Annotated in this window: 26 protein-coding genes; 19 read left to right on the top strand and 7 right to left on the bottom strand. The window is 50.5% G+C overall.

From position 1 onward, the window contains the following. Window position 1: 1 nt before the first annotated feature. Window positions 2–778 (bottom strand): S1 RNA-binding domain-containing protein, encoded by a 777-nt coding sequence (locus CGC65_RS28785; RefSeq protein WP_002568985.1) that lies wholly within the window; start codon window positions 776–778, stop codon window positions 2–4. Window positions 779–989: 211 nt separating this feature from the next. Between CGC65_RS28785 and CGC65_RS28790 the strand changes: the two genes are divergently transcribed. From CGC65_RS28790 to CGC65_RS28830, 9 genes are all read left to right on the top strand, one after another. Then, window positions 990–1814, top strand: a complete 825-nt coding sequence (locus tag CGC65_RS28790) for a phosphatase (RefSeq protein WP_002568986.1) — start codon at window positions 990–992, stop codon at window positions 1812–1814. Then, window positions 1811–2770: a LysR family transcriptional regulator gene (locus CGC65_RS28795; protein WP_002568987.1), complete on the top strand. Its 960-nt coding sequence runs from the start codon at window positions 1811–1813 to the stop codon at window positions 2768–2770. The genes CGC65_RS28790 and CGC65_RS28795 overlap by 4 nt, the downstream gene beginning before the upstream one ends. A gap of 156 nt (window positions 2771–2926) precedes the next feature. Next, a complete protein-coding gene (locus tag CGC65_RS28800; RefSeq protein ID WP_002568988.1) occupies window positions 2927–3343 on the top strand; it encodes a Fur family transcriptional regulator in 417 nt (138 codons plus the stop codon). A 123-nt stretch (window positions 3344–3466) separates the two neighbouring features. Further along, window positions 3467–4012 carry an NADH peroxidase gene (locus tag CGC65_RS28805; RefSeq protein WP_002578417.1) on the top strand — a complete coding sequence of 182 codons (546 nt, stop codon included), beginning with the start codon at window positions 3467–3469 and terminating at the stop codon, window positions 4010–4012. 231 nt (window positions 4013–4243) lie between these two features. Then, window positions 4244–5761 (top strand): amino acid adenylation domain-containing protein, encoded by a 1518-nt coding sequence (locus CGC65_RS28810; protein ID WP_002568991.1) that lies wholly within the window; start codon window positions 4244–4246, stop codon window positions 5759–5761. Continuing rightward, window positions 5754–6986, top strand: coding sequence for an alanine racemase (locus CGC65_RS28815; protein WP_002568992.1), 1233 nt, complete (start codon window positions 5754–5756; stop codon window positions 6984–6986). Before CGC65_RS28810 ends, CGC65_RS28815 begins: the two co-directional genes overlap by 8 nt. A 33-nt stretch (window positions 6987–7019) precedes the next feature. Next, a complete protein-coding gene (locus CGC65_RS28820; protein ID WP_002568993.1) occupies window positions 7020–7247 on the top strand; it encodes an acyl carrier protein in 228 nt (75 codons plus the stop codon). A gap of 11 nt (window positions 7248–7258) precedes the next feature. Continuing rightward, window positions 7259–8974 (top strand): MBOAT family O-acyltransferase, encoded by a 1716-nt coding sequence (locus CGC65_RS28825; RefSeq protein WP_002568994.1) that lies wholly within the window; start codon window positions 7259–7261, stop codon window positions 8972–8974. After that, window positions 8961–10007 (top strand): hypothetical protein, encoded by a 1047-nt coding sequence (locus CGC65_RS28830; RefSeq protein ID WP_002568995.1) that lies wholly within the window; start codon window positions 8961–8963, stop codon window positions 10005–10007. The genes CGC65_RS28825 and CGC65_RS28830 overlap by 14 nt, the downstream gene beginning before the upstream one ends. Before the next feature lie 290 nt (window positions 10008–10297). Here CGC65_RS28830 and CGC65_RS31130 read toward each other — a convergent pair whose 3' ends face one another. Then, complete coding sequence (locus tag CGC65_RS31130) at window positions 10298–10462, bottom strand: hypothetical protein (protein WP_007038533.1); 165 nt, start codon at window positions 10460–10462, stop codon at window positions 10298–10300. A 160-nt stretch (window positions 10463–10622) separates the two neighbouring features. Between CGC65_RS31130 and CGC65_RS28835 the strand changes: the two genes are divergently transcribed. From CGC65_RS28835 to rbr, 3 genes are all read left to right on the top strand, one after another. Continuing rightward, window positions 10623–11168, top strand: coding sequence for an NADH peroxidase (locus tag CGC65_RS28835; RefSeq protein ID WP_007038534.1), 546 nt, complete (start codon window positions 10623–10625; stop codon window positions 11166–11168). Between the two features lie 192 nt (window positions 11169–11360). Next, window positions 11361–11906, top strand: coding sequence for an NADH peroxidase (locus tag CGC65_RS28840; RefSeq protein ID WP_048928844.1), 546 nt, complete (start codon window positions 11361–11363; stop codon window positions 11904–11906). 258 nt (window positions 11907–12164) lie between these two features. Next, window positions 12165–12704 (top strand): rubrerythrin, encoded by a 540-nt coding sequence (gene rbr, locus CGC65_RS28845; RefSeq protein WP_002568997.1) that lies wholly within the window; start codon window positions 12165–12167, stop codon window positions 12702–12704. Between the two features lie 295 nt (window positions 12705–12999). On the opposite strand, the gene rpiB is transcribed toward rbr, so the two are convergent. From rpiB to CGC65_RS28860, 3 genes are all read right to left on the bottom strand, one after another. Beyond that, entirely contained in the window at window positions 13000–13440 is a 441-nt protein-coding gene (rpiB, locus tag CGC65_RS28850) for a ribose 5-phosphate isomerase B (RefSeq protein WP_002568998.1), read from the bottom strand. A gap of 36 nt (window positions 13441–13476) precedes the next feature. Next, a complete protein-coding gene (aroC, locus tag CGC65_RS28855; RefSeq protein ID WP_002568999.1) occupies window positions 13477–14616 on the bottom strand; it encodes a chorismate synthase in 1140 nt (379 codons plus the stop codon). A gap of 167 nt (window positions 14617–14783) precedes the next feature. Beyond that, on the bottom strand, window positions 14784–15842 hold the full coding sequence (locus CGC65_RS28860) for a lactonase family protein (protein WP_002569000.1): 1059 nt from the start codon (window positions 15840–15842) through the stop codon (window positions 14784–14786). A gap of 297 nt (window positions 15843–16139) precedes the next feature. Here CGC65_RS28860 and CGC65_RS28865 point away from each other — a divergent pair, with 297 nt between their 5' ends. From CGC65_RS28865 to CGC65_RS28885, 5 genes are read left to right on the top strand one after another with little or no spacing between them, the layout of a single operon-like run. Continuing rightward, window positions 16140–16673: a helix-turn-helix domain-containing protein gene (locus tag CGC65_RS28865; RefSeq protein WP_002569001.1), complete on the top strand. Its 534-nt coding sequence runs from the start codon at window positions 16140–16142 to the stop codon at window positions 16671–16673. Between the two features lie 32 nt (window positions 16674–16705). Continuing rightward, window positions 16706–17782 carry an ABC transporter ATP-binding protein gene (locus tag CGC65_RS28870; RefSeq protein WP_002569002.1) on the top strand — a complete coding sequence of 359 codons (1077 nt, stop codon included), beginning with the start codon at window positions 16706–16708 and terminating at the stop codon, window positions 17780–17782. Next, window positions 17775–18614: an ABC transporter permease gene (locus tag CGC65_RS28875; protein WP_002569003.1), complete on the top strand. Its 840-nt coding sequence runs from the start codon at window positions 17775–17777 to the stop codon at window positions 18612–18614. Before CGC65_RS28870 ends, CGC65_RS28875 begins: the two co-directional genes overlap by 8 nt. Then, a complete protein-coding gene (locus tag CGC65_RS28880) occupies window positions 18614–19411 on the top strand; it encodes an ABC transporter permease (protein WP_002569004.1) in 798 nt (265 codons plus the stop codon). Before CGC65_RS28875 ends, CGC65_RS28880 begins: the two co-directional genes overlap by 1 nt. Before the next feature lie 29 nt (window positions 19412–19440). Next, window positions 19441–20556, top strand: a complete 1116-nt coding sequence (locus CGC65_RS28885; protein WP_002569005.1) for an ABC transporter substrate-binding protein — start codon at window positions 19441–19443, stop codon at window positions 20554–20556. Window positions 20557–20674: 118 nt separating this feature from the next. Here CGC65_RS28885 and CGC65_RS28890 read toward each other — a convergent pair whose 3' ends face one another. Further along, the gene (locus tag CGC65_RS28890; RefSeq protein ID WP_002569006.1) at window positions 20675–20857 is read right to left on the bottom strand and encodes a FeoB-associated Cys-rich membrane protein; all 183 of its coding nucleotides are present in this window, start codon (window positions 20855–20857) and stop codon (window positions 20675–20677) included. Window positions 20858–21105: 248 nt separating this feature from the next. Here CGC65_RS28890 and CGC65_RS28895 point away from each other — a divergent pair, with 248 nt between their 5' ends. Further along, window positions 21106–21486, top strand: coding sequence for a metal-dependent transcriptional regulator (locus CGC65_RS28895; protein ID WP_007036245.1), 381 nt, complete (start codon window positions 21106–21108; stop codon window positions 21484–21486). A gap of 10 nt (window positions 21487–21496) precedes the next feature. After that, the gene (locus tag CGC65_RS28900) at window positions 21497–22066 is read left to right on the top strand and encodes a nitroreductase family protein (RefSeq protein WP_002569008.1); all 570 of its coding nucleotides are present in this window, start codon (window positions 21497–21499) and stop codon (window positions 22064–22066) included. Window positions 22067–22224: 158 nt separating this feature from the next. On the opposite strand, the gene CGC65_RS28905 is transcribed toward CGC65_RS28900, so the two are convergent. After that, window positions 22225–24159: a heavy metal translocating P-type ATPase gene (locus tag CGC65_RS28905; protein ID WP_007036246.1), complete on the bottom strand. Its 1935-nt coding sequence runs from the start codon at window positions 24157–24159 to the stop codon at window positions 22225–22227. Between the last annotated feature and the right edge of the window lie 10 nt (window positions 24160–24169).

Here is a 24169-nt window from a genome sequence, read left to right on the forward strand (position 1 = left end):
CCTAGAGTTTAAGCCCTTTTAACAGGTCGCCTAACCCTGTGGATACCGAACCGGTCTCCTTGTAGTCAAATGTCTCATGCTCTTCTTTGTCTGCCTGCTGTTCTGCCAGAACCTTCATGCTCAGGCTCAGCTTGCCCTCCTGTGCTGAGAGAATCTTAACCTTTACGGTCTGTCCCTCGGTCAGGACTGCGCTGGGATGCTTGATTCTCTGGGTGCTGATCTGGGATATATGAAGCAGTCCGTCCACGCCGTCGTCCAGCTTAATGAACGCGCCGTAAGGCTTAATGCTGTCCACAGTGCCTTCCACCACATCACCGGCCTTGAACTGAGCCATGCGCTCCTTTTTCTGCGCTTCCTTTTTCTCCTTCTCCACCTCGCGTCCGGAAAGCACCAGTCTCTTCTTCTCCGGATCAACCGTGATGATGACGGCCTCCACATACTTGCCCTGCCAGTCTTCCAGTTTCTCCACATACTCTGTAGACAGCTGGGATGCCGGAATGAATGCGCGCACTTCCTCCAGGGATGTGACCACGCCGCCCTTTACCGCCTCGGCAATCTTAACCTTGACAACAGTTCTGTCCTCCATCATCTGAGCGAACTGGGCCCATTTCGCCCCCGCGCCGCTCTCCTCCTCGGTAATCTCGATGTGCCTCTGGTTCAGTGTCTTATAGGAAGCCTCCAGTTCAGCCGCGTAATCCTCCATGGTCTCCATGGGTGCAGCCTCCTTTACCTCTTCCGTCACTTCATTCTCCAGCTCTTTGTTCAGTTCTTCACTCATAATTACTCTCCTCGCCTTCTGTACATTTTACCAAAATATATTCCTTACCATTATAACAACAACCCACCTAATATTTCTATAGTTTTATGACGAAAATTATACCTTTTTTATTTTTTATCCTCTTTTACGCCTTTTCACTGTCCTGAAAATATGATATGATGCATTCAGCGGCTAAAATGTCTCAATGTACGCTAGAAAGGACCTGCATTCCATGATAGATTTACTGGACCTGCACACACATACAACAGCCAGCGGCCATGCCTATAATTCCCTTTACGAGATGGTTCACTCGGCTTCGGTCAAAGGATTATCCCTGTTTGGATGCTCCGACCATGCCCCTGCCATGCCCGGCAGCTGCCATTCCTTCCATTTCATCAATTTCAAAGTCCTGCCAAGGACCCTTTACGGCGTCAGGCTGATGATGGGCGTGGAACTGAATATTATGGATTATGACGGAACCGTGGACCTGGAACAGAGCGTCCTGGAACCCCTGGACTATGCCATAGCCAGCCTGCACCAGCCCTGTATCCACAGCGGCACGGCGCTTCAGAATACCAGCGCTTACCTGGGGGCGCTTAAAAATCCCCTGATTCATATTATCGGTCATCCGGATGACAGCCGTTTCCCCATAGACTATGACACACTTGTGGCTGCAGCCGGGGAACACCATAAACTTCTGGAGGTAAACAACAGCTCCTTAAACCCATTAAGCTTCCGCGTGGGAGCCAGGGATAATTATATAAAAATGCTGGAACTGTGCAGACACTACGGCACCAGCATTATCATAAACAGCGATGCCCACTGCGAAGCAGACGCAGGCAATCACGGCTTTGCCCACGCGCTTCTGGAGGAAGTGGACTTTCCGCAGGAGCTGATAGTCAACACGTCCCTTGACCGTCTGTGCGGCTTTCTTCCCAAAGCAGCCGCCATCCTGGCCCAGCAGGAAGATGAACGCTGCGGGCACCTGTACCGGTCAGGAACCATACAGGAGGAAACCGTACAGGAGGGAAACGCTTCGGGGGGAAATGAGTCATGATTAATTTCCTGAACCTGGAATATTTCCTGGTAGCCGCCGAGGAGCTCAACTTTACCCGTGCAGCCAGGAAGCTCTACATCTCCCAGCAGTCCCTGAGCAACCATATATCCAACCTGGAAAAGGAATTTGACGTAATTCTCTTCAACCGCACCTCCCCTCTGACCCTTACCTATGCGGGAAGGGCCCTAAAGACCAGGGCCAGGGAGCTTTTGGATCTGCGGGATGAGACCTACAAGGAAATCTCCGATATAAAGGATTTCTCCACAGGACAGCTTTCCATCGGAGTATCCCATACGCGCGGCAGGGTCATTCTGCCGGAAATCCTGCCCACCTACCAGTCCCAGTTTCCGGGCATCGAGCTTCACCTGGCGGAGGGAAATTCCAGCCAGCTGGCCTCAGACCTGCTCCATGGAAACATCGACCTGATGATTGACCTGCTGCCCTTTACAGCGGAAAATGTGGAAACAGTTCCCATTTGTAATGAAGAGATTCTTATGGTGGTCCCGGACGAGACACTGAAAAAAGCATATCCCGGCCAGGTGGAGGAGATAAAAGAAAAACTCCGCGCCGCCTCTGATATCCGCCTTCTGGAACACTGCCCCTTTGTACTGCTTAAAAAGGGGAACCGTGTGCGCACCATAGCGGATGAGATTTTCGAGGACGCCCAGATGAGTCCCCGCATCGTGCTGGAGACAGAAAATATCGAAACCGTGCTGGCTCTCAGCGGCAAGGGTATGGGAATCACCTTTTATCCCAGGATGTTCATGTCCCCGGACCCTGCCTCCCATTCCTACCGCAGCGCGGTCCTGGAGCAGAACCACCTGAACCTGTATTCCTTAAACTACACCCGGGCTCACGGCGTCCTGGGAATCGGCTACCACAAGGGACGCTACATGTCCCGGGCCGCCCACGAATTCATCCGCATTGCAAAGGAACGGCTGGACTATGCCCCCTAAAAAAATAATGCTTTCTACCTGATATATGTATTAGATACCCTGCTTCCCTCATAAGATGGATGCAGGGTATTTTTCGGCCCTTGACAGTGTATCCATCTTCTGCTAAAATATAAACAGTAACTATTATTATTATCTTTATATAGAGAAGGAGATGCGATGAAAGCTCTAAAGTATAGCCGTCAGAGGGAATCCATCAAAGCCTGTCTGATGAATCGTCACGACCATCCTACGGCAGACGCCCTATACGCCAGCATCCGTGAAGAATTTCCCAATATCAGTCTGGGAACGGTTTACCGTAACCTGAATCTGCTGGCTGAGACCGGCGAGATACGAAAGCTGACCTGCGGGGACGGTGCTGTTCACTTTGATGGAGATACCCGTCAGCATTACCATTTTGTGTGCAGCGAGTGTAATCAGGTTTATGACATGGAATTAGGCGCCATGGAGGACCTGAATAAGGAAGCCCAGGAACATGCGCCGGGCATCATCGACAGCCACTACGTACTGTTCTACGGGCGGTGCAACAGCTGTTTACAAAAAAAAGTTGATAAAGCTATTGACAAACCAGCCTAAATGATTTATATTGATATCAGTAATAATTACTATTATTGATTATCAACAACTCGTCAGGATGCCCGGACATCTGTTGTCCGGCTCCTGGCCATCATTATAAAAAGGAAAAGGAGAATATTGATTATGAAGAAATGGGTATGTACAGTTTGCGGTTATGTTTACGAGGGAGAGAATGCACCTGAGAAATGTCCACAGTGCGGTGTTCCGGCTTCCAAGTTCAAAGAGCAGGCATCCGAGGGAATGGCATGGGCATGCGAGCATGAGGTTGGCGTGGCTCAGGGTTCCCCTGAAGATATCATGATGGATTTAAGAGCTAATTTTGAAGGCGAGTGCTCCGAGGTCGGCATGTACCTGGCTATGTCAAGGGTTGCCCACAGAGAAGGTTATCCTGAGATTGGCATGTACTGGGCCAAGGCTGCTTTCGAGGAAGCTGAGCATGCTGCCAAGTTTGCTGAGCTGTTAGGCGAGGTTGTTACCTCCTCCACCAAGAAGAACCTGGAGATGAGAGTTGCCGCTGAGAACGGCGCTACCGCCGGCAAGTTTGACCTGGCTAAGAGAGCAAAGGCCCTGAACCTGGACGCAATCCATGACACCGTTCATGAGATGGCTAAGGATGAGGCCCGCCACGGCAAGGCATTTGAGGGTCTGCTGAAGAGATACTTTGGCTAAGAAATCGCCGGTATCCGGCTTATGACTTTTACAGAATCAGGAGAAGAGTGCGCTCTTCTCCTTTTTTGCGTATGAAATCCTCTGTCCGGAATGTGCCCTGCAATTGCTGTTTTGTACTGTACCGGGCAATTGTCATAGAATCTTCATAATTAAAGCCTTGAACCCCTTATCCATCTGTGCTAGACTAAGCACGAAAATGCTAAAAAATACCTGCTGTGGGAGGTCCTATTATTGATACAGAATATTCTTAGTTTTCTTGAAGAATCCGCAGAAGCTTATCCCCGGAAAACGGCTTTTTCAGATGAACATACAAGCCTTACCTACCGCGGGCTGTCAGACCTGTCTATGAGAATCGGCAGCGTTCTGGCACAGAAAACAGGCCCGCGCCGACCTGTACCCGTGCTGACAGAAAAAAATGTATTTACCCTGGGCGCCTTTATGGGTATTGTCCGGGCAGGCTGTTTTTATGTCTGCCTGGATGCAAACCAGCCGGCCGAACGTCTGAACCGGATTCTGGACACCCTTAAGGCGGACCTTATGATTGCCGATAAGGAAAGCCTTGACCTGGCCGTCGGTATCTCCTTTTCAGGTGAGATACTGTTCCTGGAGGACTTAAAGTCTCTGCCGGATGACGCCCTGAACAGCAGTCTCCTTGCGTCCATCCGCAGGCAGGCCGCTGATACGGACCCCTTGTACGGAATCTTCACCTCCGGCTCCACCGGCGTGCCCAAGGGTGTGGTGGTGAGCCATCGCTCCGTCATTGACTTCATCCAGCATTTTACGGACCTGTTCCATATCACACAGGATGATGTCATCGGCAATCAGGCGCCCTTTGACTTTGATGTATCTGTAAAGGACATCTACTCCGCCCTTAAAACCGGAGCCACGATGGAAATTATTCCCAAAAAACTGTTTTCCATCCCCACCGGCCTTCTGGACTACCTGTGCGACAGGAAAATCACCACAGCCATCTGGGCCGTTTCCGCCCTGTGCATCATTACCACCCTGAAAGGCTTTACCTACCGCATTCCATCCCATCTGAATAAGATTCTCTTCAGCGGAGAGGTCATGCCGGTAAAGCATCTGAATATCTGGCGCAGTTACCTGCCAGATGCCCTGTTTGTAAACCTGTACGGCCCCACGGAGATTACCTGCAACTGCACATACTATGTGGTGGACCGGGAATTTGAACCCGGAACCCCCCTTCCCATCGGAGTACCCTTTCCCAACGAAACAGTATTCCTGCTGGATGAAAGTAACAGGCTGGTCACAGAACCCGGACAAAACGGCGAACTCTGTGTGGCAGGAACCGCTCTGGCTCTGGGCTACTACAGGGATCCAAAACGAACTGCCACGGCCTTTGTCCAGAACCCCTTAAATCCCTGCTATCCTGAGATTATATACAGAACCGGCGACCTGGCCTGCTACGGCAGGGACGGACTTCTGTATTTCAACGGGCGGAAGGATTTCCAGATCAAACACATGGGACACCGGATCGAGCTTGGCGAGATTGAGGCTGCCCTTGAAACCGTGGAGGGTGTGGACAGGGCGGTATGCCTGTTCCTGGAAGAAAAAAACAAAATTGCGGCCTTCTATGAGGGAGCCGCTGTCAAAAGGGACATCGCCGTTGGCCTGGAACATCTCCTGCCGCGCTACATGTTCCCCGCTTTATACAGAAACCTGACGGAACTTCCACGTACCAAAAACGGCAAAGTGGACCGGCAGGCACTCAGGAGGCTTTATGGATAACCATATATTGCAGGAAGCTGCCCGGACATACAACACGCCTTGCTATATCTTTGATTTAGACGTGTTTATCTCACGTATCCGCCGCATGGAACAGATCCTTGGAAAACAGGTGAATATCTATTACGCCATGAAGGCCAACCCCTTCCTGACAGCTGCCGCTGCCCAGGCAGCCGGCGGCCTGGAGGTCTGTTCCCCGGGAGAGTATGCCATCTGCCGCCGCGCCCGTGTGCCGGCCCAGAAAATCGTCCTTTCCGGTGTCAATAAGGAGGAATCCCACATCCGCTCGGTCATGGCAGAGCAGGGCGCCGGAACCTACACAGCTGAATCCTTAAATCAGCTCAGGCTTTTAGAGGCTTGTGCCGGCGCCGCAGGCCGCACCGGGGTCAGGGTGCTTCTGCGCCTGACCAGCGGCAACCAGTTTGGGATGGATGAGGAGGATATCCTCACCTCAATCCGTAATCGGGACTCCTATCCCCATCTGGACCTGGCAGGCCTCCAGTACTATTCCGGAACCCAGAAAAAGGGAATGGAAAAGATAGAAAAAGAGCTGGTAAAGCTGGATTCATTTATGGATTTTGTCAGGGAACATCTGGATTTTGAGTTTCGGGAGCTGGAATATGGCCCCGGCTTCCAGATACCTTATTTTGAAGGACAGGAACAGGCTGACGAAGAAATTCTTTTGCAGGAATTCAAAAAAGCCCTTGATTCCCTGAATTTTAAAGGTATAATCTTTCTCGAGGCAGGCCGTTTCCTGGCCGCTCCCTGCGGCAGCTATCTGACCCGCGTGGCGGACGTGAAACGAAGCCAGGGACAGAATTACTGCATTGTGGACGGCGGCATTAACCACGTCAACTATTATGGTCAGACCATGGCCATGAAGGTGCCTGCTTACCGGTATATACCCCAGGACAATCCGGCCCGTCCTCCGGCATCACAAACCTCCGGCGACCGCTGGACCGTATGCGGCTCCCTCTGCACATCGGGGGATATACTTGTAAAAAATCTGCCCCTGGATGGCCTGATGACAGGGGATTTGCTGGTATTTGACCGTATCGGCGCTTACTCCGTAACGGAGGGCATTTACCTTTTTCTGAGCCGGAAGCTCCCCGTGGTCCTCACCTGCACACAGGAACACGGCCTTTCCCTGGTGCGGGACGCCCTGCCCACAGATATACTTAACGACGGCTCTGCCATGGAGATATATCAATCACAGAGCAATTCTTAAAGATGCTCTGACACGTAAAAGGAGAACAATAAAATGGATGAATTATTAGAACTGTTAGAAGACATAAAACCCACCGTGGATTTCAGGACATGCACAGGCCTGATTGATGACGGATATCTGGATTCCTTTGATATCCTGTCCATTGTCAGCGAACTGAATGATGCCTTCGGAATCGAGATATCACCGGTGGACATTATTCCGGAGAATTTTAACTCTGCCCAGGCCCTCTGGAACATGGTAGAGCGCCTTAAGGACAATTAGAGGAGTATGTTATGTCGTTTCTTTCAATGAAATTCCTGCTGTTTCTGGCAGCAGCAGTGGCCGGATATTATGTGATACCAAGACAGCTCCAGTGGGTATGGCTGCTCATCTTCAGCTATATATTTTATCTGGCCTCCGGCCCGGCGGCGGTAGTGTTCATCCTGACCACTACCGCCACTACCTTTCTGGGCGGGCTGTGGCTGGAGCACACGGACCGCGCCCTGGCCTGCGCCCTGGACCGAACTCCGGCGCGCGATCCGGACCGTACTCCGGACTGCGGCCCGGACCATACACTGGACTGCGGCCCGGACCATACGCTGGACTGCGGCCCGGACCATATGCTGGACTGCGGCCCGGACCGCCTCCGGCGCCCGGCCAATCCTCAGCAGCCCCTTTCCCCGGACGAAAAAAAGGCCTTAAAGGGGCGGTTCAAACAGCGCAAGAAATGGATTGTTGCCCTGGTCCTCTTTGTAAACTTCGGCATTCTGGCAGCATTAAAATACCGCAATTTTGCCGCAGATAACATGAACCTTCTCTTCGGCACCCATTTTTCCTCTGCAAAGCTTCTGCTGCCCTTAGGAATCTCCTTTTACACCTTCCAGTCCATGGGCTACCTCATCGACGTGTACAGAGGTAAATACGCGCCTGACCGCAATCCGTTTCGTTTTGCCCTCTTTGTCTCCTTCTTCCCCCAGATTCTGCAGGGGCCCATTGGCCGGTACGACCGTCTGGCATCCCAGCTCTACGGCCAGAAGAGCTTCAGCCTTACCCGCATAGAGAGGGGACTTCAGCTCATGCTCTGGGGTTATTTCAAAAAAATCGTCATAGCGGACAGGGCTGCGGTGGTTGTCAGCGAAGTATTCGGCAATTACCAGTCCTATGGCGGCATCCTGGTGATGGCCGGTGTACTGTGCTATTCCCTTCAGCTCTACGGCGATTTCTCAGGAGGCATGGATGTAATCATGGGCGCCTCAGAGTGCTTCGGCATATCCCTGGACGCCAATTTTAAACGCCCCTATTTTGCTCAGTCCATATCAGACTTCTGGCACCGCTGGCATATCACACTGGGCACCTGGATGAAGGACTATGTATTCTATCCTTTTTCACTTTCAAAGGGCATGAACAAATTCGGAAAATTCTGTAAAAAACATTTTGGAAAGCATGTGAGCAGAGTGCTGCCTGTATGTATCGCCAATCTGCTGGTATTCTTCCTGGTGGGCGTGTGGCACGGACCTGCCTGGAAATTCATTGTCTACGGACTTTATAACGGAATCATCATTGCCGCCAGCAACCTGTTTGCCCCCTTTTACGGGGAAATGGCCCGCAAACTGCACATACCAGTTGAATCCAGGCCCTGGATGGCGGTCCGGATTTTAAGAACCTTCCTTCTTGTAAATATCAGCTGGTATTTTGATATGGCTGTAAGCCTGGGAGCCGCATTGACCATGATGAAGAATACCGTTACCGGATTTTCCCTGGCTGCCCTGTCGGACGGCAGCCTTCTCAGGCTGGGCCTGGATCTCAAGGACTATGCCGCCCTGGCCCTCTCCTGCACTGTCCTGCTGGCAGTCAGCCTTCTCCAGGAAAACCATGTCAACATACGGGATACCCTGTCCGCAAAGCCGCTGGCCGCCAGATGGTGCGTCTATCTGATGCTGCTCTTTTCCATACCGCTGCTGGGCCAGATTACCATGACGGGAGGAGGTTTTATATATGCCCAATTCTAACCAAGGAGCCGGCCGTTTTCACAAATGGCTTCCACAGTGGCTGAAGGCCATCCTGTTCCTGTCCCTGTGCATATGCATCACGGCAGCTCTCAACTATGGTTTTATACCTCCAAGCTCCGTGAGAATCAATCTTCATAACCTTAGAAACGGAGAGACATACGACACGATCTTCATTGGCACCTCCCACGGGCAGTATGGCATTGACCCCTTTTCCGTGGATGCTGCCTCCGGCGGCAGCTCCGTCAGTCTGTGTATGGCGGACGCCTATCCGGACGATATGTACCATATGCTGCGGCTTGCCTGTGAAACCCAGTCGCCGTCCCGCGTTGTATACGAGCTGGACCCCTCATACTGGATGAATGAACAGCGAAGCGGATCCACCCAGATTTTCTTCTATCAGGAGTTCCCGGCTTCCAGGTCCAAGTTTTTTTATTTCCTGGATAAAATCATAAACCTGGATTTCCGCTCTGCACTGGCTCCGTGGAGCTACTACCGCAACCTAATAGGCCAGGTCCCGGACCACATACGCCGCAAGCAAAGCACTGCCTATAAAAACTATGACCCATCTGTCCTGGAAATCCCGGGAGGCCATTACGCGGGCCGGGGCTTTATCTATCGGGACCGGGTAGCAGGCGAGGATAAAGGCACCTTCAACAACATCCCCTGGGATGAGAGCCAGGTAAAATCCAAGGCAGAGCTATATTTTAACCGCATAGCTGCGTTCTGCCGGAAAAACGGCATTGAACTGACTGTCATCACCACGCCTGTCCCCCAGGAAACCCTTGATAAATTTGCCGGTTCCTATGACCAGTCCCACCTGTATTTTAAGAAGCTCTTAGAAGGCCTGGGTCTGGAATATTATAACTTCAATTATATGAAGCCGGAGCTTATGGACCGCAGTATGGAAGGGTACTGGGACTACGACGGCCACATGGACGGTGTCAAGGCCCAGGAATTCAGCACCCTGCTAGGCAGCTTCCTGAACAGCCTGGACCAGGGCAGTTTAACACACAGTGACTATTTTATTAATTGAATACGCATCATAACATAAGGAAATTATAAAGAAATATCCCCAAAGTCCTCCACGGTGCCGGCCGGGCGCCATATGTTCCCTCTGCGTCTTTCGGGATATTTCTTTTTTAATTTTCTTTTTTGAACTTCTTCCTTTTTAATCTCTTTCTCCGGTTTATCTTTCTCTTTATTCCTTGCCTATTTTCTTTATTTGTTTTTCTTATTTGGTTTTTCTTATCCTTTTTCTTATCTGTTTTTCTTATCTATTTCTCTTATCTATTTCTCTTATCTATTTCTCTCTATCTATTTCTCTTATTTGTTTTCCTTATTCGCTCTTCTTCTCCAATCTTCTTCCCTAATCCTCTTCCCCACCCTTCTATATCTATTCTTCTTTGCTATTCTATTATACAATTCTTCCCTGCTGGCCTTTATATTAACCCATCCCCCTGCTTTCCCACTCTCATTTTTTAAGCTCACATTTTTTATTTCAGGTTTTAAAAAAAATTCAAATATCTATTGACAAATCTCTCAAAGTGGTTTATATTAATATCAGTAACAATTACTATTATTATTTTAACAAATAAATGAATCCCGGGGATTCACACGAAATGCATAAAGGAAAAGGAGAATATTGATTATGAAGAAATGGGTATGTACAGTTTGCGGTTATGTTTACGAGGGAGAGAATGCACCTGAGAAATGTCCACAGTGCGGTGTTCCGGCTTCCAAGTTCAAGGAGCAGGCTTCCGAAGGAATGACATGGGCATGCGAGCATGAGGTTGGCGTGGCTCAGGGTTCCCCTGAAGATATCATGATGGATTTAAGAGCTAATTTTGAAGGCGAGTGCTCCGAGGTCGGTATGTACCTGGCTATGTCAAGGGTTGCCCACAGAGAAGGTTATCCTGAGATTGGCATGTACTGGGCTGAAGCTGCCTTCGAGGAAGCAGAGCATGCAGCCAAGTTTGCTGAACTGTTAGGTGAGGTTGTTACCTCCTCCACCAAGAAGAACCTGGAGATGAGAGTTGCCGCTGAGAACGGCGCTACCGCCGGCAAGTTCGACCTGGCTAAGAGAGCAAAGGCCCTTAACCTGGACGCAATCCATGATACCGTTCATGAGATGGCTAAGGATGAGGCCCGCCACGGCAAGGCATTTGAGGGTTTGTTAAACAGATACTTCGGTTAAATCCTGTTTTAAGCATCACATCCCAGCCTCTGGTTTCATCCGGCTCATTTAAGCCGGAAATACCAAAAAGGTGAAACTTTTTACAAAATAACACTTGACAAATCCTGGAATATGGTTTATATTAATATCAGTAACAATTACTATTATCGAAAAATAAATAACTAAAATGAAGGAAAAAGGAGAATATTGATTATGAAGAAATGGGTATGTACAGTTTGCGGTTATGTTTACGAGGGAGAGAATGCACCTGAGAAATGTCCACAGTGCGGTGTTCCGGCTTCCAAGTTTAAAGAGCAGGCTTCTGAAGGAATGGCATGGGCATGCGAGCATGAGGTTGGCGTGGCTCAGGGTTCCCCTGAAGATATCATGATGGATTTAAGAGCTAATTTTGAAGGCGAGTGCTCCGAGGTCGGCATGTACCTGGCTATGTCAAGGGTTGCCCACAGAGAAGGCTATCCTGAGATTGGTATGTACTGGGCCAAGGCTGCTTTCGAGGAAGCTGAGCATGCTGCCAAGTTTGCTGAGCTGTTAGGCGAGGTTGTTACCTCCTCCACCAAGAAGAACCTGGAGATGAGAGTTGCCGCTGAGAACGGCGCTACCGCCGGCAAGTTCGACCTGGCTAAGAGAGCAAAGGCTCTGAACCTGGACGCAATCCATGACACCGTTCATGAGATGGCTAAGGATGAGGCCCGCCACGGCAAGGCATTTGAAGGACTTTTAAACAGATATTTCGGCTAATTTTTGACATAGAATCAATTTTACCCTCCAAACCAGGAATACAGGTAGTCTCCCCAGGGCTGCCTGTATTCTTATCTGCCATATGTTTTTCATAATCCCCAGCCAAACGCATCAGTCTTAAACTAATTTATTACATATTTCCCCGACAATGAATGGCAGTAAAATATTGATTTTTAGATTGAATTTCTGTAAATAACAGGATACAATAGTTTATAGGTAGTAAAAAACGAAACAAAAGAGAAAGGTGAGGTACAATTTATGGCATCAAAATACGCAGGAACCAAAACTGAACAGAACTTAAAGGACGCATTTTCAGGCGAGTCCCAGGCACGCAACAAATACACCTATTATGCATCCGCTGCAAAAAAAGCAGGTTATGAGCAGATGTCCGCTTTATACCTGGAGACCGCAGACCAGGAAAAAGAGCATGCCAAGATGTGGTTCAAGGAACTGCACGGCATCGGCACTCCTGAGGAGAATCTGGCTGACGCAGCAGCAGGTGAGAATTACGAGTGGACTGATATGTATGCACGCATGGCCCGTGAAGCACGGGAAGAAGGCTTCGAGGAACTGGCTGTTAAGTTTGAACTGGTTGCCAAGGTTGAGGCTGCACATGAGAGAAGGTATAACAAGCTGTTAGAAAGCTTAAAGAACGACAAGACCTTCAAGGGCGATGCGCCTCTTGGCTGGAAGTGCAGAAACTGCGGATACATCCACGAAGGACCGGAAGCTCCTGAGGTATGTCCTTGCTGTGCTCATCCTAAGGCTTATTTTGAGAGGAAAGTTGAGAACTATTAAGAGGTAGAAGAATGGTACGCGGGCGCCTGTAGGGAGCTCGGTCCGTGAGAAACAGAGGAGCAGCAGTGACTCCCCTGTTTCTCACCCACTACATATTCAAAAGCGCCCGCTGTCTCTTCCCACGCTAAGGAGAAAAGACAGACGGACGCTTTTTACTGTTATATTGAAATTTCAATTTAGATTCACGAACAAGTGCTATTAGGAACACCAGCCTTGAGGCACTTTAAGCAGTGTCCCTTTTTATCTGGGGCGCGGAAGGGCCAGTGGGTGTGTTTCAGAACAGCCGCGTACCATCCTACCGGTTCTCAATCTCCATAATCATATTCACCCTGCGCTCATGCCGGCCGCCCTCAAACTCAGCGTCCAGCCATGCCTCTGTAATCATCTTGGCAAGCTCGCTGCCCACTACCCTGGCGCCAAATGCAAGTACGTTGGAGTTGTTGTGCACTCTGGACAGCTTTGCGGTATAAGGCTCGCTGCACACACAGGCCCGGATTCCCTTTACCTTATTGGCTGCCAGGGAGATGCCCACGCCGGTGCCGCAGATGGCGATTCCCAGGTCAGCCTGACCGTCAGCCACGGCCCGTCCTACCTTTTCGCCGTATATGGGGTAGTCGCAGCTCTCGGTGGAATTGGTTCCCAGGTCAATGACCTCGTAGCCCTTTTCTTCCACAAACTCCTTAATTATGTTCTTAAGCTCAATGGCTGTATGGTCGTTACCAATTGCAATTTTCATAATTTATCTTCTCCTTTTATCTATTTCTGTGTTATGTTATACCCTGTCCCGGGCAAAGAAGGCCTGCACCCGGTCCAGCCGGGATGTCATGGACAGAAGCAGCATGTCGGCCGCCGTCAATGCGGCCATGGCTTCCACAACCACTACGGCCCTTGGCACGATGATGGGGTCATGACGGCCCTTTATCTCCACCACGGTCTCCTCACCGTTTTGGTTCACGGTGTGCTGGGGCTGGGCAATAGAGGGGGTGGGCTTAAATGCTGCCCGCATCACGATATCGCTTCCGTCGCTGATTCCTCCCAGTGTGCCTCCTGAGTGATTGGTCTGCTTCTCAATCCTGCCGCTCAAATACGGGCTGCCGTCCGCTGCCTTATGTGATATGCCGAATCCGTCGTTATTCTCAGATCCCCGTGCCCTGGAAGCGGCAAAGCCGTCTCCTATCTCAAATCCCTTGACCGCGCCAATGGACAGCATGGCCTTGGCCAGGTTGGCATCCAGCTTCTCAAATACAGGCTCTCCTGCTCCGGCAGGCATACCGCGGATGATACATTCCACCACTCCTCCGCAGGAGTCCTTCCCGGCCATCAGTTCCTCCAGCCGGGCCTCTGCCTGTGCTGCTGCCCGGGCATCCGGCATGTACAGCCTGTTATTCCACATCTCGTCCAGGTCAAAGCGCTCCTGTGCAATGCAAATGCCGCCCACCTCTCTTGTATACGCCCTGACCGTAATTCCAAGGCTTTCCAGAAGCCTGCAGGCAATGGCGCCCGCCGCCACACGGGCAATGGTCTCTCTGCCTGAGGACCGTCCGCCGCCCCTGTAGTCCCTGAATCCGTACTTCTGGTCAAAGGTGTAATCCGCATGGCCCGGGCGGTAAATATCCATAATATTGCTGTAGTCATGGGAACGCTGGTCTGTATTGCGCACCTCCAGAGCAATGGGAGTACCGGTGGTCCTTCCCCCGAACACGCCGGACAGGATTTCCACCTGGTCCCCTTCCTGTCTGGCCGTGGTAAACTTACTCTGGCCCGGCTTTCGCCGGTTCAGATAGGACTGGATGTCCCCTTCTTCCAGAGGCAGTCCGGCCGGGCAGCCGTCCACCACCACGCCGATTCCCTTTCCATGGGATTCTCCCCAGGTCGTCACTCTCAATATTGTTCCCAATGCAGAACCTGCCATATACTGTCTCCTGTCCTCCTGTATCTATAACCCACTATCTCGTTAATCCGGCTATCTCGCTAATTCTACTATCTCGTTAATCCGGCTGTCTCACTAATTCTACTATCTCGTTAATCCAGCTGTCTCACTAATTCTTACTATCTCATCAATCCAACTATCTTCTCAGACTAATTTCCAATCTTCGCAATAGCGCAGCAGTTTGGCTCGTTCACCATGACGCTTCGTCCGCACATAACGATGAGGCCCTTCTCATAATCCACTTCAAAGAAGCTGATGCTGCCGCTGTCATGGTTTATGGACGCGATATGTTTCTGATCCGGGAATATAGCCACATCCTTTGGATATTCACCGCTGACAGGCAGACAGCAGATCATGGTGAGTAGACCGGATTTCTCATCCCTGCTGTAGATGCTCACTGTATTTTCACCTGCATTGGTGCAGTAAACATATTTCTCATCCGGAGACAGCCTCATGGCGCAGGCAGCTGTCAGATTGCCCGGATTCTTGGTGGAGGTGGTGGAAATAGTCTGTATCTTCTCAACCACAGGCGCCCTGTCACCGGTTTCATAAGAATAAACGCAGATTACATTCTGCAGCTCATGCATCAGATAAAGGAAACGTCCGTCGGAGCTGTAGCGGAAATGTCTTGGAGCCGACTCCAGGTCGCAGTGGATGGCATCTACCTGAAACAGCCTCTTATCCTTGTCGTTGAAACGGTATACCTTTACCTGGTCCGTTCCGTTGTCCACCGACAGAACATACCTGCCGTCGGGCATCCTTCTGGTACAGGTAACATGTGAGCGGAAGTTGCGCTCTGCCACGCTGCCGTATCCCTTGTTGAACACCTCGTCCACAATCTGCCCCACAGAACCGTCCTTGTTAAGGCTTAAGACCGTGGTCTTGCCGTCATGGTAGCCTGACACAAACACGTATTTATCTTCCATATCAGTACACAGGTGGCAGCCCCTCATGCCGCGGATGGGAGCGCTGTTCAGTCTTGCAAGGCTTCCGTTCTGCAGGATCCGGAAGGATACAACTCCCTCGTCCGCGATGGAGTACAAGGTTTTCCCATCGCTGGAAGCAATGACATAGGAGGAGTTGTCCACTTCCATCTCACACCTCTCCCTAAATGTTCCGTTTTTCACATCCACGTCAAACACTGTGATTCCCTTTGCTTTTCCGGTGTAGGAATAGGATCCTACATATGCCATATATTTGCCGCTCATACCTGTCTGTACCTCCCTGATTTACGTCGGTTTTCATTTCAATTTAGACTAAAAACATCATATCATAAATTTGTGAATTTGTTAACTGGAAGTTTGTGAAATTCTCCCCCGCTGTTCATCCCTAAACTTGTCCCTAAACTTATCTGCCAAATCTTTCAAAAAGGTATTGACATACCACTGATTTAATGTATAATGAAATTCGCGCTTGTTTATTATTACTAAACTTTTTGCTTATTTTTATAGTCAGTTAGTATTTGTAAACTTTTTGTTCAGAAACGCGAGACAGGGAGGAGCTCCATGGAAATCGGAAGTAAACTAAAGGAACTGCGGGTGTTAAAGGGTCTGACCCAGGAAGAACTGGCTGACCGGGCCGAGCTTTCCAAGGGATTCATTTCCCAGCTGGAACGTGACCTGACGTCTCCATCCATAGCTACCCTGATGGACATTCTTCAGTGCCTGGGCACCACCATCGGTGAATTCTTCAATGAAACGCCGGATGAACAGGTAGTATTTGGTAAACAGGATTATTTTGAGAAAATTGATACAGACTTAAATAATGAAATCAAATGGATTATCCCCAATGCCCAGAAAAATGTGATGGAGCCCATCCTCCTCACCTTAAAGGCCGGAGGCTCCACCTATCCTGATAATCCCCATGAAGGTGAGGAATTCGGATACGTGCTCCAGGGAAGCATATCCATCCACATAGGCAGCAAGACATACAAGGCAAAGAAAGGGGAGTCCTTCTACTTCACGCCGGATAAGAAACATTACCTGACAAGCAGGAACGGGGCCCTTCTTCTGTGGGTGAGCTCGCCGCCAAGTTTTTAATCACATTAAGATAAAAGGAGATTTTGATTATCATGAGCCAGCCTTTCATTGATTTACAGCACATATCAAAAAGTTTTGACGGCGAGCTGGTCCTGGACGACCTGAACCTTTCCATCAGGGAGAACAGCTTCGTCACCTTGCTTGGCCCCAGCGGCTGCGGCAAGACCACTACCCTGCGTATATTAGGCGGCTTTACTACCCCTGACACAGGAAAGGTAATCGTCGGCGGACAGGACATCTCCATGATTCCACCTAACAAACGCCCGCTGAATACCGTATTCCAGAAGTATGCGCTGTTTCCCCACATGAACATCGCGGAAAATATTGCCTTCGGCTTAAAGATTAAGAACAAGCCAAAGTCCTACATTGATGACAAAATCAAATATGCCCTGAAATTAGTGAACCTGCCCGGATATGAGAAACGGACCGTGGACTCTTTATCCGGCGGCCAGCAGCAGCGTATCGCCATTGCCCGGGCCATTGTGAACGAACCCAGGGTGCTGCTTCTTGACGAGCCCCTCGGGGCGCTGGATTTAAAGCTGCGCCAGGATATGCAGTACGAGCTGATACGCCTTAAGAATGAGCTGGGAATTACCTTTATCTATGTGACCCACGACCAAGAGGAGGCCCTTACCATGTCCGACACCATCGTGGTCATGAACCAGGGATACATCCAGCAGATGGGATCCCCTGAGCAGATTTATAATGAGCCTGAAAATGCGTTTGTGGCCGACTTCATCGGTGAGAGCAATATTGTACCCGGCACCATGATCCGGGACGAACTGGTAGAAATCTTCGGCGCCCGCTTTGCATGTGTTGACAAGGGTTTCGGCAATAATAAGCCTGTGGATGTGGTTATCCGGCCCGAGGACATTGACCTTGTAAAGCCTGAGGACGGAACCCTCCAGGGTGTTGTGACCCACCTGATTTTCAAGGGCGTCCACTATGAGATGGAGGTAACCACCCCGGACGGTTTCGAGTGGCTGGTGCATTCCACCGATATGTTTCCTGTAGGCCGGCAGGTGGGCATCCATGTGGAGCCCTTTGAGATCCAGATCATGAACAAGCCTGCTTCTGAAGACGAGGAGGCGCTGGGAGTCAATGAATAGCGAAAAAAAAGGCGCCGCCATCGGCAAGGCGCTGTTATCAGGTCCCTATCTTATTTGGATGGCCGGCTTTACACTGATTCCGCTGGCCATGATTATATGGTACGGGCTGACTGACAAGGGCGGCGGCCTGACCATGGCAAATGTCATTGCCATTGCTTCTGCGGACCACGCAAAGGCTCTGTGGCTTTCCCTTGGACTGTCCTTAGTGAGCACGGTCCTCTGTCTTTTGTTAGCGTATCCCCTGGCCATGATACTAAGGGGCCGAGGAGCCGCGGCAGGAGGATTCATTGTATTCATATTCATCCTTCCCATGTGGATGAACTTCCTTCTGAGAACCCTGGCCTGGCAGACACTGCTGGAGAAAAACGGAGTCATTAACGGTATCCTTAACTGGCTTCACCTCCCGTCCCAGTCCATGATTAACACCCCGTCAGCCATTGTGCTGGGCATGGTATATAACTTCCTGCCCTTTATGGTGCTTCCCATTTACAATGTGCTGTCCAAAATAGACGATAATATTATAAATGCCGCCATGGACCTGGGAGCCAACAGCTTCCAGCGTTTCACCAGGATATGGTTCCCCTTAAGCATACCGGGCATCATCAGCGGCATCACCATGGTGTTTGTCCCTTCCCTGACCACCTTCGTTATTTCCGATTTGCTGGGCGGCAGCAAGATTCTGCTCATCGGCAACGTCATTGAACAGGAATTTACCAGGGGAAGCAACTGGCATCTGGGAAGCGGACTTTCACTGGTCCTCATGGTCTTTATCCTAATCAGCATGGCCATGATAGCCAAATACGATAAAAACGGAGAGGGGACTGCATTCTGATGACAAAGAGTTCAAAAGTACTGCGGAAAATCATATCGGATTTTTATATGGTGCTCATACTGATCTTCCTTTATGCCCCCATCCTTACCATGATGGTCCTGTCCTTCAACAAATCCAAATCCAGGACCCAGTGGGGCGGATTTACCCTGCAGTGGTACACCCAGATGTTTGACAGCCGCTCTATCATGAGCGCCCTGACCACCACGTTAATCATAGCCTTTGTATCGGCCCTGGTGGCAACAGTCATAGGCACGGCAGCGGCTATCTCCATCAGTTCCATGCGGACCGTGCCCAGAACCATTGTCATGGGCGTAACCAACATCCCCATGCTGAACGCTGACATCGTAACCGGTATATCCCTGATGCTGGCCTTCATTGCCTTTGGTATTTCCCTGGGATTTAAGACCGTGCTTATATCCCATATTACATTTAATATACCCTATGTCATACTAAGCGTCATGCCCAAGCTTAAGCAGACGGATAAATACACCTACGAGGCCGCCCTGGACCTGGGCGCATCCCCTCTGTACGCATTTTTCAAGGTGGGGTTCCCGGATATCATGCCCGGTGTGCTCTCCGGCTTCCTGCTGGCGTTTACCATGTCCTTAGATGACTTTATCATCACCCACTTCACAAAGGGCGCGGGCATTAACACCCTGTCCACCCTGATTTACAGCGAGGTAAGGCGCGGCATACGGCCGTCCATGTACGCACTGTCATCCATTATATTTTTGACCGTGCTGATTCTTCTCATCTTTGTTAACTTCCGGTCCATTAAGAAGCCGGAAAAGGCATAACCGAATTCAGACATTAAAGGAGAACGATTATGAAAAAGAAAATGGCAATCACCCTTGCTGCCGCATCCATGGCAGTGCTGTCCGCCGCCCTTTTAACCGGCTGCGGCAAGTCCGGTTCCTCACCCGAAGGAGGAAACAAGGAAGACAACAAGTTAAACGTATACAACTGGGGCGAGTACATTGACGAGGACGTCATCACCCAGTTTGAGGAGGAAACCGGCATACAGGTTGTCTACGATGTATTTGAGACCAACGAGGAGATGTATCCTGTCATTGAGGCCGGCGCTGTAAAATACGATGTAGTATGTCCCTCCGACTACATGATTCAGCGCATGATTGAGAACGGCCTTCTGGCTGAGCTGAACTTTGACAACATCCCTAACTATAAGGAGATCGGCCAGCAGTATCTGGATATCTCCAAGGGATTTGACCCTGAGAACAAGTATTCCGTACCCTACTGCTGGGGAACCATGGGAATTCTCTACAACACCAAGCGTCTGGAGGAGCTGGGTGTTCCCGCTCCCACCAAGTGGTCTGATTTGTGGGATGAGCGCTTAAGCGGCGAGATTCTTATGCAGAACAGTGTAAGAGACGCGTTTACCGTGGCCCTGAAGATGAAGGGATACTCCTTAAACAGCACCAATCCCGATGAGCTGGCCGAGGCACGCGACCTGTTGATCGAGCAGAAGCCTCTTGTCCAGGCCTATGTCATTGACCAGGTAAGGGATAAGATGATTGGCGGCGAGGCTGCTGTGGGCGTGATTTATTCCGGTGAAATGCTCTACATCCAGGATGCTGTGGCGGAACAAGGTCTGGATTACAGCCTGGAGTATGTAATTCCCGAGGAGGGAACCAATTACTGGATCGACTCCTGGGTTATTCCCGCCAACGCGGAGCACAAGGAAAATGCAGAGAAATGGATTGACTTCCTGTGCCGCCCTGATATTGCCAAAAAGAACTTTGAATATATTACCTACGCAACGCCAAACACAGGCGCCTATGATTTGCTGGACGACGACCTCAAAAACAACAAGGCCCTGTTCCCTGATTTGGATAAGCTGCCGAAGTGCGAAATTATCCAGTATCTGGGGGATGATGTGGACACCATCTACAATGACATGTGGAAGGAAATTAAATCCGAGTAAAAACCAGTCACAGGATTAAATAATAAAAAGGAAGTTCCGGGCGGGAGACTTAAGCCGATACCTGCCCCGCGGAACTTCCTTTTATACATTTAATCCTATTGACCGTTTCATCCCGGCGTCACCCCTCGCGTTTCCCGTGCTCATGGTATCCATGGCACATGGAGGAACCCGCGCAGCCACCGCATCCGCCGGCACATCCGCCGCATCCCTTACCTGCCTTTTTATCCCTTATCATAATACGGACCACTGCCCCTATAATCACAGCCAATATGACCAGAATAATTAATGTTGAAAGATTCATATATATCCTCCTTTCCTTCCTGTTTATTCCCGGACTCTCCGTTTGCCACAGGTTCTCCGTTTGCTCCAGGCTCCACATCTGCCACGGGCTCTTTAACGGCCCTTCGCCTTTTTCTTCTGCCGTATTTTTGTAGGTTAGCTATTTCTAACTCCATTCACAGATTAGCACTTTCTAACTCTCTTGTCAATCGTTTTTTTATATGTTACACTTAGAACTATCATACTAAATAAACGGGGGTATTTACAGACTTGAAAATACAGGAATCAGCAGAAAATTATCTGGAAACCATACTCATGCTGGCCAAGGAACAGCCCTATGTCCGCTCCATCGACATTGCCACTGAGCTGGGCTTCTCCAAACCCAGTGTCAGCGTGGCTATGAAGAATCTCCGCCAGAACGGATATGTCCAGATGGACGACCAGGGACATATCACGTTGACGCCATCCGGACAGGCCATAGCGGACACCATGTATGAACGCCATACACTGCTGTCCAACTGGCTGATTTACCTGGGTGTGGACCCCAGGACAGCTGCTGAGGATGCCTGCCGCATGGAACACACCCTGAGCGCTGAGAGCTTCGATGCCATCAAGCGCCACATCACCCACGGCCACGAACTGCCGGATTAGGAGGAAGCCTATGCTTAAAGACCTTGTGAAACAATGCCGCTCTTACAGAAGATTTTATCAGGATACTGTTATCCCATACAGTGAACTGGCTGATATGGTGGATACGGCCCGTCTGGCCGCTTCTGCTTCCAATGCCCAGGCCCTGAAATTCAAAATTTTGTGCACGCCCGAGGAATGTGCCGGTATCTTCCCGTATACTGCATGGGCGGGCGCCCTGAAGGATTGGGAGGGACCAGAGGAGGGCGAGAGACCCTCAGCCTATATCGTCATTGCCTGTGACCTGTCTATCGGGAAAAACAAACAGTGGGACGATGGAATCACGGCCCAGACCATCATGCTGGCTGCCGCGGAAAAGGGATATGGTGGCTGTATGATTGGCAGCTGCATGCGGTCAGAGATTGGACGGCTCCTGGGTCTTGATCCGGAGCATTACAGCATAGACCTGGTGCTGGCCCTTGGAAAGCCCAAGGAGGAAGTGGTACTGGTGCCGGTAAAGGAAGACGGCTCCACCGCATACTACCGTGACGGGAATCAGGTTCACTATGTGCCAAAACGGAGCCTGGAGGACATCCTTCTGTAATGGTTTGACCATGTTTGGCTGTCATCACTTATACAATATTTTCCGCCATGAATCAAACAAAGCGCATCGGGTTGTCATGTATTTTCATGTACCCGATACGCTTTTTTCATGCTTCTGAAGGCGAAATCTTTCTTCGCTGTTAAAGGGCTGCGCGCTTATTACAGGGACAGGGCTCTCATTGCGTTGAGAATGGCAATAACCGACACGCCCACGTCCGCAAACACTGCCTCCCACATGTTGGCCATGCCCGCAGCACCCATTAAGAGCACCACTGCCTTGACTCCCAGCGCAAATACGATGTTCTGCTTTACAATGGACATGGTCTTTCGTGATATGCGGACCACATCCGCGATTCTGGCAGGATTATCGTCCATAAGCACAATATCCGCTGCCTCGATGGCCGCATCTGAACCCATGCTTCCCATGGCAATGCCCACGTCCGCCCTGGAGAGAACAGGCGCGTCATTGATTCCGTCTCCCACAAAGGCCAGCCTGTGTTTTCCGGTCTGCTGGGCCAGCAGCTCCTCCACCTTTGCCACCTTATCCCCCGGAAGGAGCTCCGCATGAACCTCATCCAGACCCAGCCTGGCCGCCACTGCTTCTCCTACCTCTTTCTTGTCGCCGGTGAGCATGACTGTCCTTCTGACGCCTACCTTTTTAAGATTCTTAATTGCCTCAAAGGCCTCATCCTTGATGGAATCCGCTATGACAATGTATCCGCAGTATACGCCGTCCAGTGCCACATAGACAACCGTACCCATGCTCATACACTCCTGATACGCCACATTCATTTCTTTCATCAGCTTGCTGTTGCCGGCCAGTACGGTATGACCGTCTATCTCCGCCTGAACTCCATGACCGGATATTTCCTGTGCATTGCTGACACGGTTCATATCAATGGCATCTCCCCAGGCATCCTTGATGGAACGCGAAATGGGATGGTCCGAATAACTCTCCGCCAAAGCCGCCAGCTCCAGCAGGGAGCGCTTTCCCTCATCAGAAGGCTGGCTGGCCGCCCACACCCTGGTCCGCGGTACCTCAGACGCCTCCGGGACAGGACTGCCGGTTACCGCGTGAATCTCAGTCACCTTGAATTCTCCCTTGGTCAGCGTACCTGTCTTATCAAAGACAATGGTATCCATCTCAGACAGAGCCTCCAGATAGTTGCTTCCCTTGATGAGCACACCCTTCTTGGAAGCAACGCCAATGCCTGAGAAAAAGCTCATGGGCACGGAAATCACCAGGGCACACGGGCAGGAGATTACCAGGAAGGTACAGGCCCTTCTTACACCCTCGGACCAGGACTGGCCAAAAAACAGGGGAGGAATCACAGCCAGGAGCACGGCCCCCATTACCACCAGAGGGGTATAATATCTGGCAAACCGTGTAATGAAGTTCTCCACATGGGCTTTTTTGCTGCTGGCGTTCTCCACCAGTTCCAGAATCTTTGCCACTGTGGAATCGTCAAATTCTTTTGTGACCTGAACCCGCAGAAGGCCGCTGCCGTTGACACAGCCGCTTATGATATCGTCCCCCTCTGCCACCTTGCGCGGCACGGATTCACCGGTCAGTGCTGAGGTATCCACCATGGAGTTCCCAAACACGACTTTGCCGTCAAGAGGTATTCTCTCCCCGGCCTTGACCACGATGATATCTCCCACCTGCACATCGTCCGGTTCCACCTGCTTTAACTGGCCATCCTCCTCTATGTTGGCATATTCCGGACAGATATCCATAAGCTCCGTGATGGACTGCCTGGAACGGTTTACTGCGTAGCTCTGGAACAGTTCTCCCACCTGATAAAACAGCATGACCGCAACCGCTTCCGAATATTCCCCCACGCCAAAGGCGCCGAAGGTAGCCACTGTCATCAGGAAATTCTCATCAAACACCTGGCCGTTGCGGATATTGCGGAATGCCTTATATACAATGTCCCATCCTATAAGAACATAGGGAACCAGATACAGGGCCATCTTTCCCCACAACCCAAGCCACTCCGGTAAAATCTCCATATGGTCTGTCACTGCCAGGGTAATATAAATGATGAATGCTGCTATGATACGGGACAGCATTGCCTTTTGTTTCTTAGTCATATCAGTTTCC

This window comes from Enterocloster bolteae (genome assembly GCF_002234575.2).
Taxonomy (GTDB): Bacteria; Bacillota; Clostridia; order Lachnospirales; family Lachnospiraceae; genus Enterocloster; species Enterocloster bolteae.

What these genes read in the sequence shown, in the direction of transcription:
- aroC (WP_002568999.1), bottom strand. Translation starts at nt 14,616, where the DNA reads ATGGCAGGTTCTGCATTGGGAACAATATTGAGAGTGACGACCTGGGGA.
- rpiB (WP_002568998.1), bottom strand. Translation starts at nt 13,440, where the DNA reads ATGAAAATTGCAATTGGTAACGACCATACAGCCATTGAGCTTAAGAAC.
- CGC65_RS28785 (WP_002568985.1), bottom strand. Translation starts at nt 778, where the DNA reads ATGAGTGAAGAACTGAACAAAGAGCTGGAGAATGAAGTGACGGAAGAG.
- CGC65_RS28805 (WP_002578417.1), top strand. Translation starts at nt 3,467, where the DNA reads ATGAAGAAATGGGTATGTACAGTTTGCGGTTATGTTTACGAGGGAGAG.
- CGC65_RS28800 (WP_002568988.1), top strand. Translation starts at nt 2,927, where the DNA reads ATGAAAGCTCTAAAGTATAGCCGTCAGAGGGAATCCATCAAAGCCTGT.
- CGC65_RS28875 (WP_002569003.1), top strand. Translation starts at nt 17,775, where the DNA reads ATGAATAGCGAAAAAAAAGGCGCCGCCATCGGCAAGGCGCTGTTATCA.
- CGC65_RS28825 (WP_002568994.1), top strand. Translation starts at nt 7,259, where the DNA reads ATGTCGTTTCTTTCAATGAAATTCCTGCTGTTTCTGGCAGCAGCAGTG.
- CGC65_RS28840 (WP_048928844.1), top strand. Translation starts at nt 11,361, where the DNA reads ATGAAGAAATGGGTATGTACAGTTTGCGGTTATGTTTACGAGGGAGAG.
- CGC65_RS28820 (WP_002568993.1), top strand. Translation starts at nt 7,020, where the DNA reads ATGGATGAATTATTAGAACTGTTAGAAGACATAAAACCCACCGTGGAT.
- CGC65_RS28890 (WP_002569006.1), bottom strand. Translation starts at nt 20,857, where the DNA reads ATGAATCTTTCAACATTAATTATTCTGGTCATATTGGCTGTGATTATA.
- CGC65_RS28790 (WP_002568986.1), top strand. Translation starts at nt 990, where the DNA reads ATGATAGATTTACTGGACCTGCACACACATACAACAGCCAGCGGCCAT.
- CGC65_RS28865 (WP_002569001.1), top strand. Translation starts at nt 16,140, where the DNA reads ATGGAAATCGGAAGTAAACTAAAGGAACTGCGGGTGTTAAAGGGTCTG.
- CGC65_RS28830 (WP_002568995.1), top strand. Translation starts at nt 8,961, where the DNA reads ATGCCCAATTCTAACCAAGGAGCCGGCCGTTTTCACAAATGGCTTCCA.
- CGC65_RS28795 (WP_002568987.1), top strand. Translation starts at nt 1,811, where the DNA reads ATGATTAATTTCCTGAACCTGGAATATTTCCTGGTAGCCGCCGAGGAG.
- CGC65_RS28900 (WP_002569008.1), top strand. Translation starts at nt 21,497, where the DNA reads ATGCTTAAAGACCTTGTGAAACAATGCCGCTCTTACAGAAGATTTTAT.
- rbr (WP_002568997.1), top strand. Translation starts at nt 12,165, where the DNA reads ATGGCATCAAAATACGCAGGAACCAAAACTGAACAGAACTTAAAGGAC.
- CGC65_RS28905 (WP_007036246.1), bottom strand. Translation starts at nt 24,159, where the DNA reads ATGACTAAGAAACAAAAGGCAATGCTGTCCCGTATCATAGCAGCATTC.
- CGC65_RS28885 (WP_002569005.1), top strand. Translation starts at nt 19,441, where the DNA reads ATGAAAAAGAAAATGGCAATCACCCTTGCTGCCGCATCCATGGCAGTG.
- CGC65_RS28835 (WP_007038534.1), top strand. Translation starts at nt 10,623, where the DNA reads ATGAAGAAATGGGTATGTACAGTTTGCGGTTATGTTTACGAGGGAGAG.
- CGC65_RS28860 (WP_002569000.1), bottom strand. Translation starts at nt 15,842, where the DNA reads ATGAGCGGCAAATATATGGCATATGTAGGATCCTATTCCTACACCGGA.
- CGC65_RS28880 (WP_002569004.1), top strand. Translation starts at nt 18,614, where the DNA reads ATGACAAAGAGTTCAAAAGTACTGCGGAAAATCATATCGGATTTTTAT.
- CGC65_RS28815 (WP_002568992.1), top strand. Translation starts at nt 5,754, where the DNA reads ATGGATAACCATATATTGCAGGAAGCTGCCCGGACATACAACACGCCT.
- CGC65_RS28870 (WP_002569002.1), top strand. Translation starts at nt 16,706, where the DNA reads ATGAGCCAGCCTTTCATTGATTTACAGCACATATCAAAAAGTTTTGAC.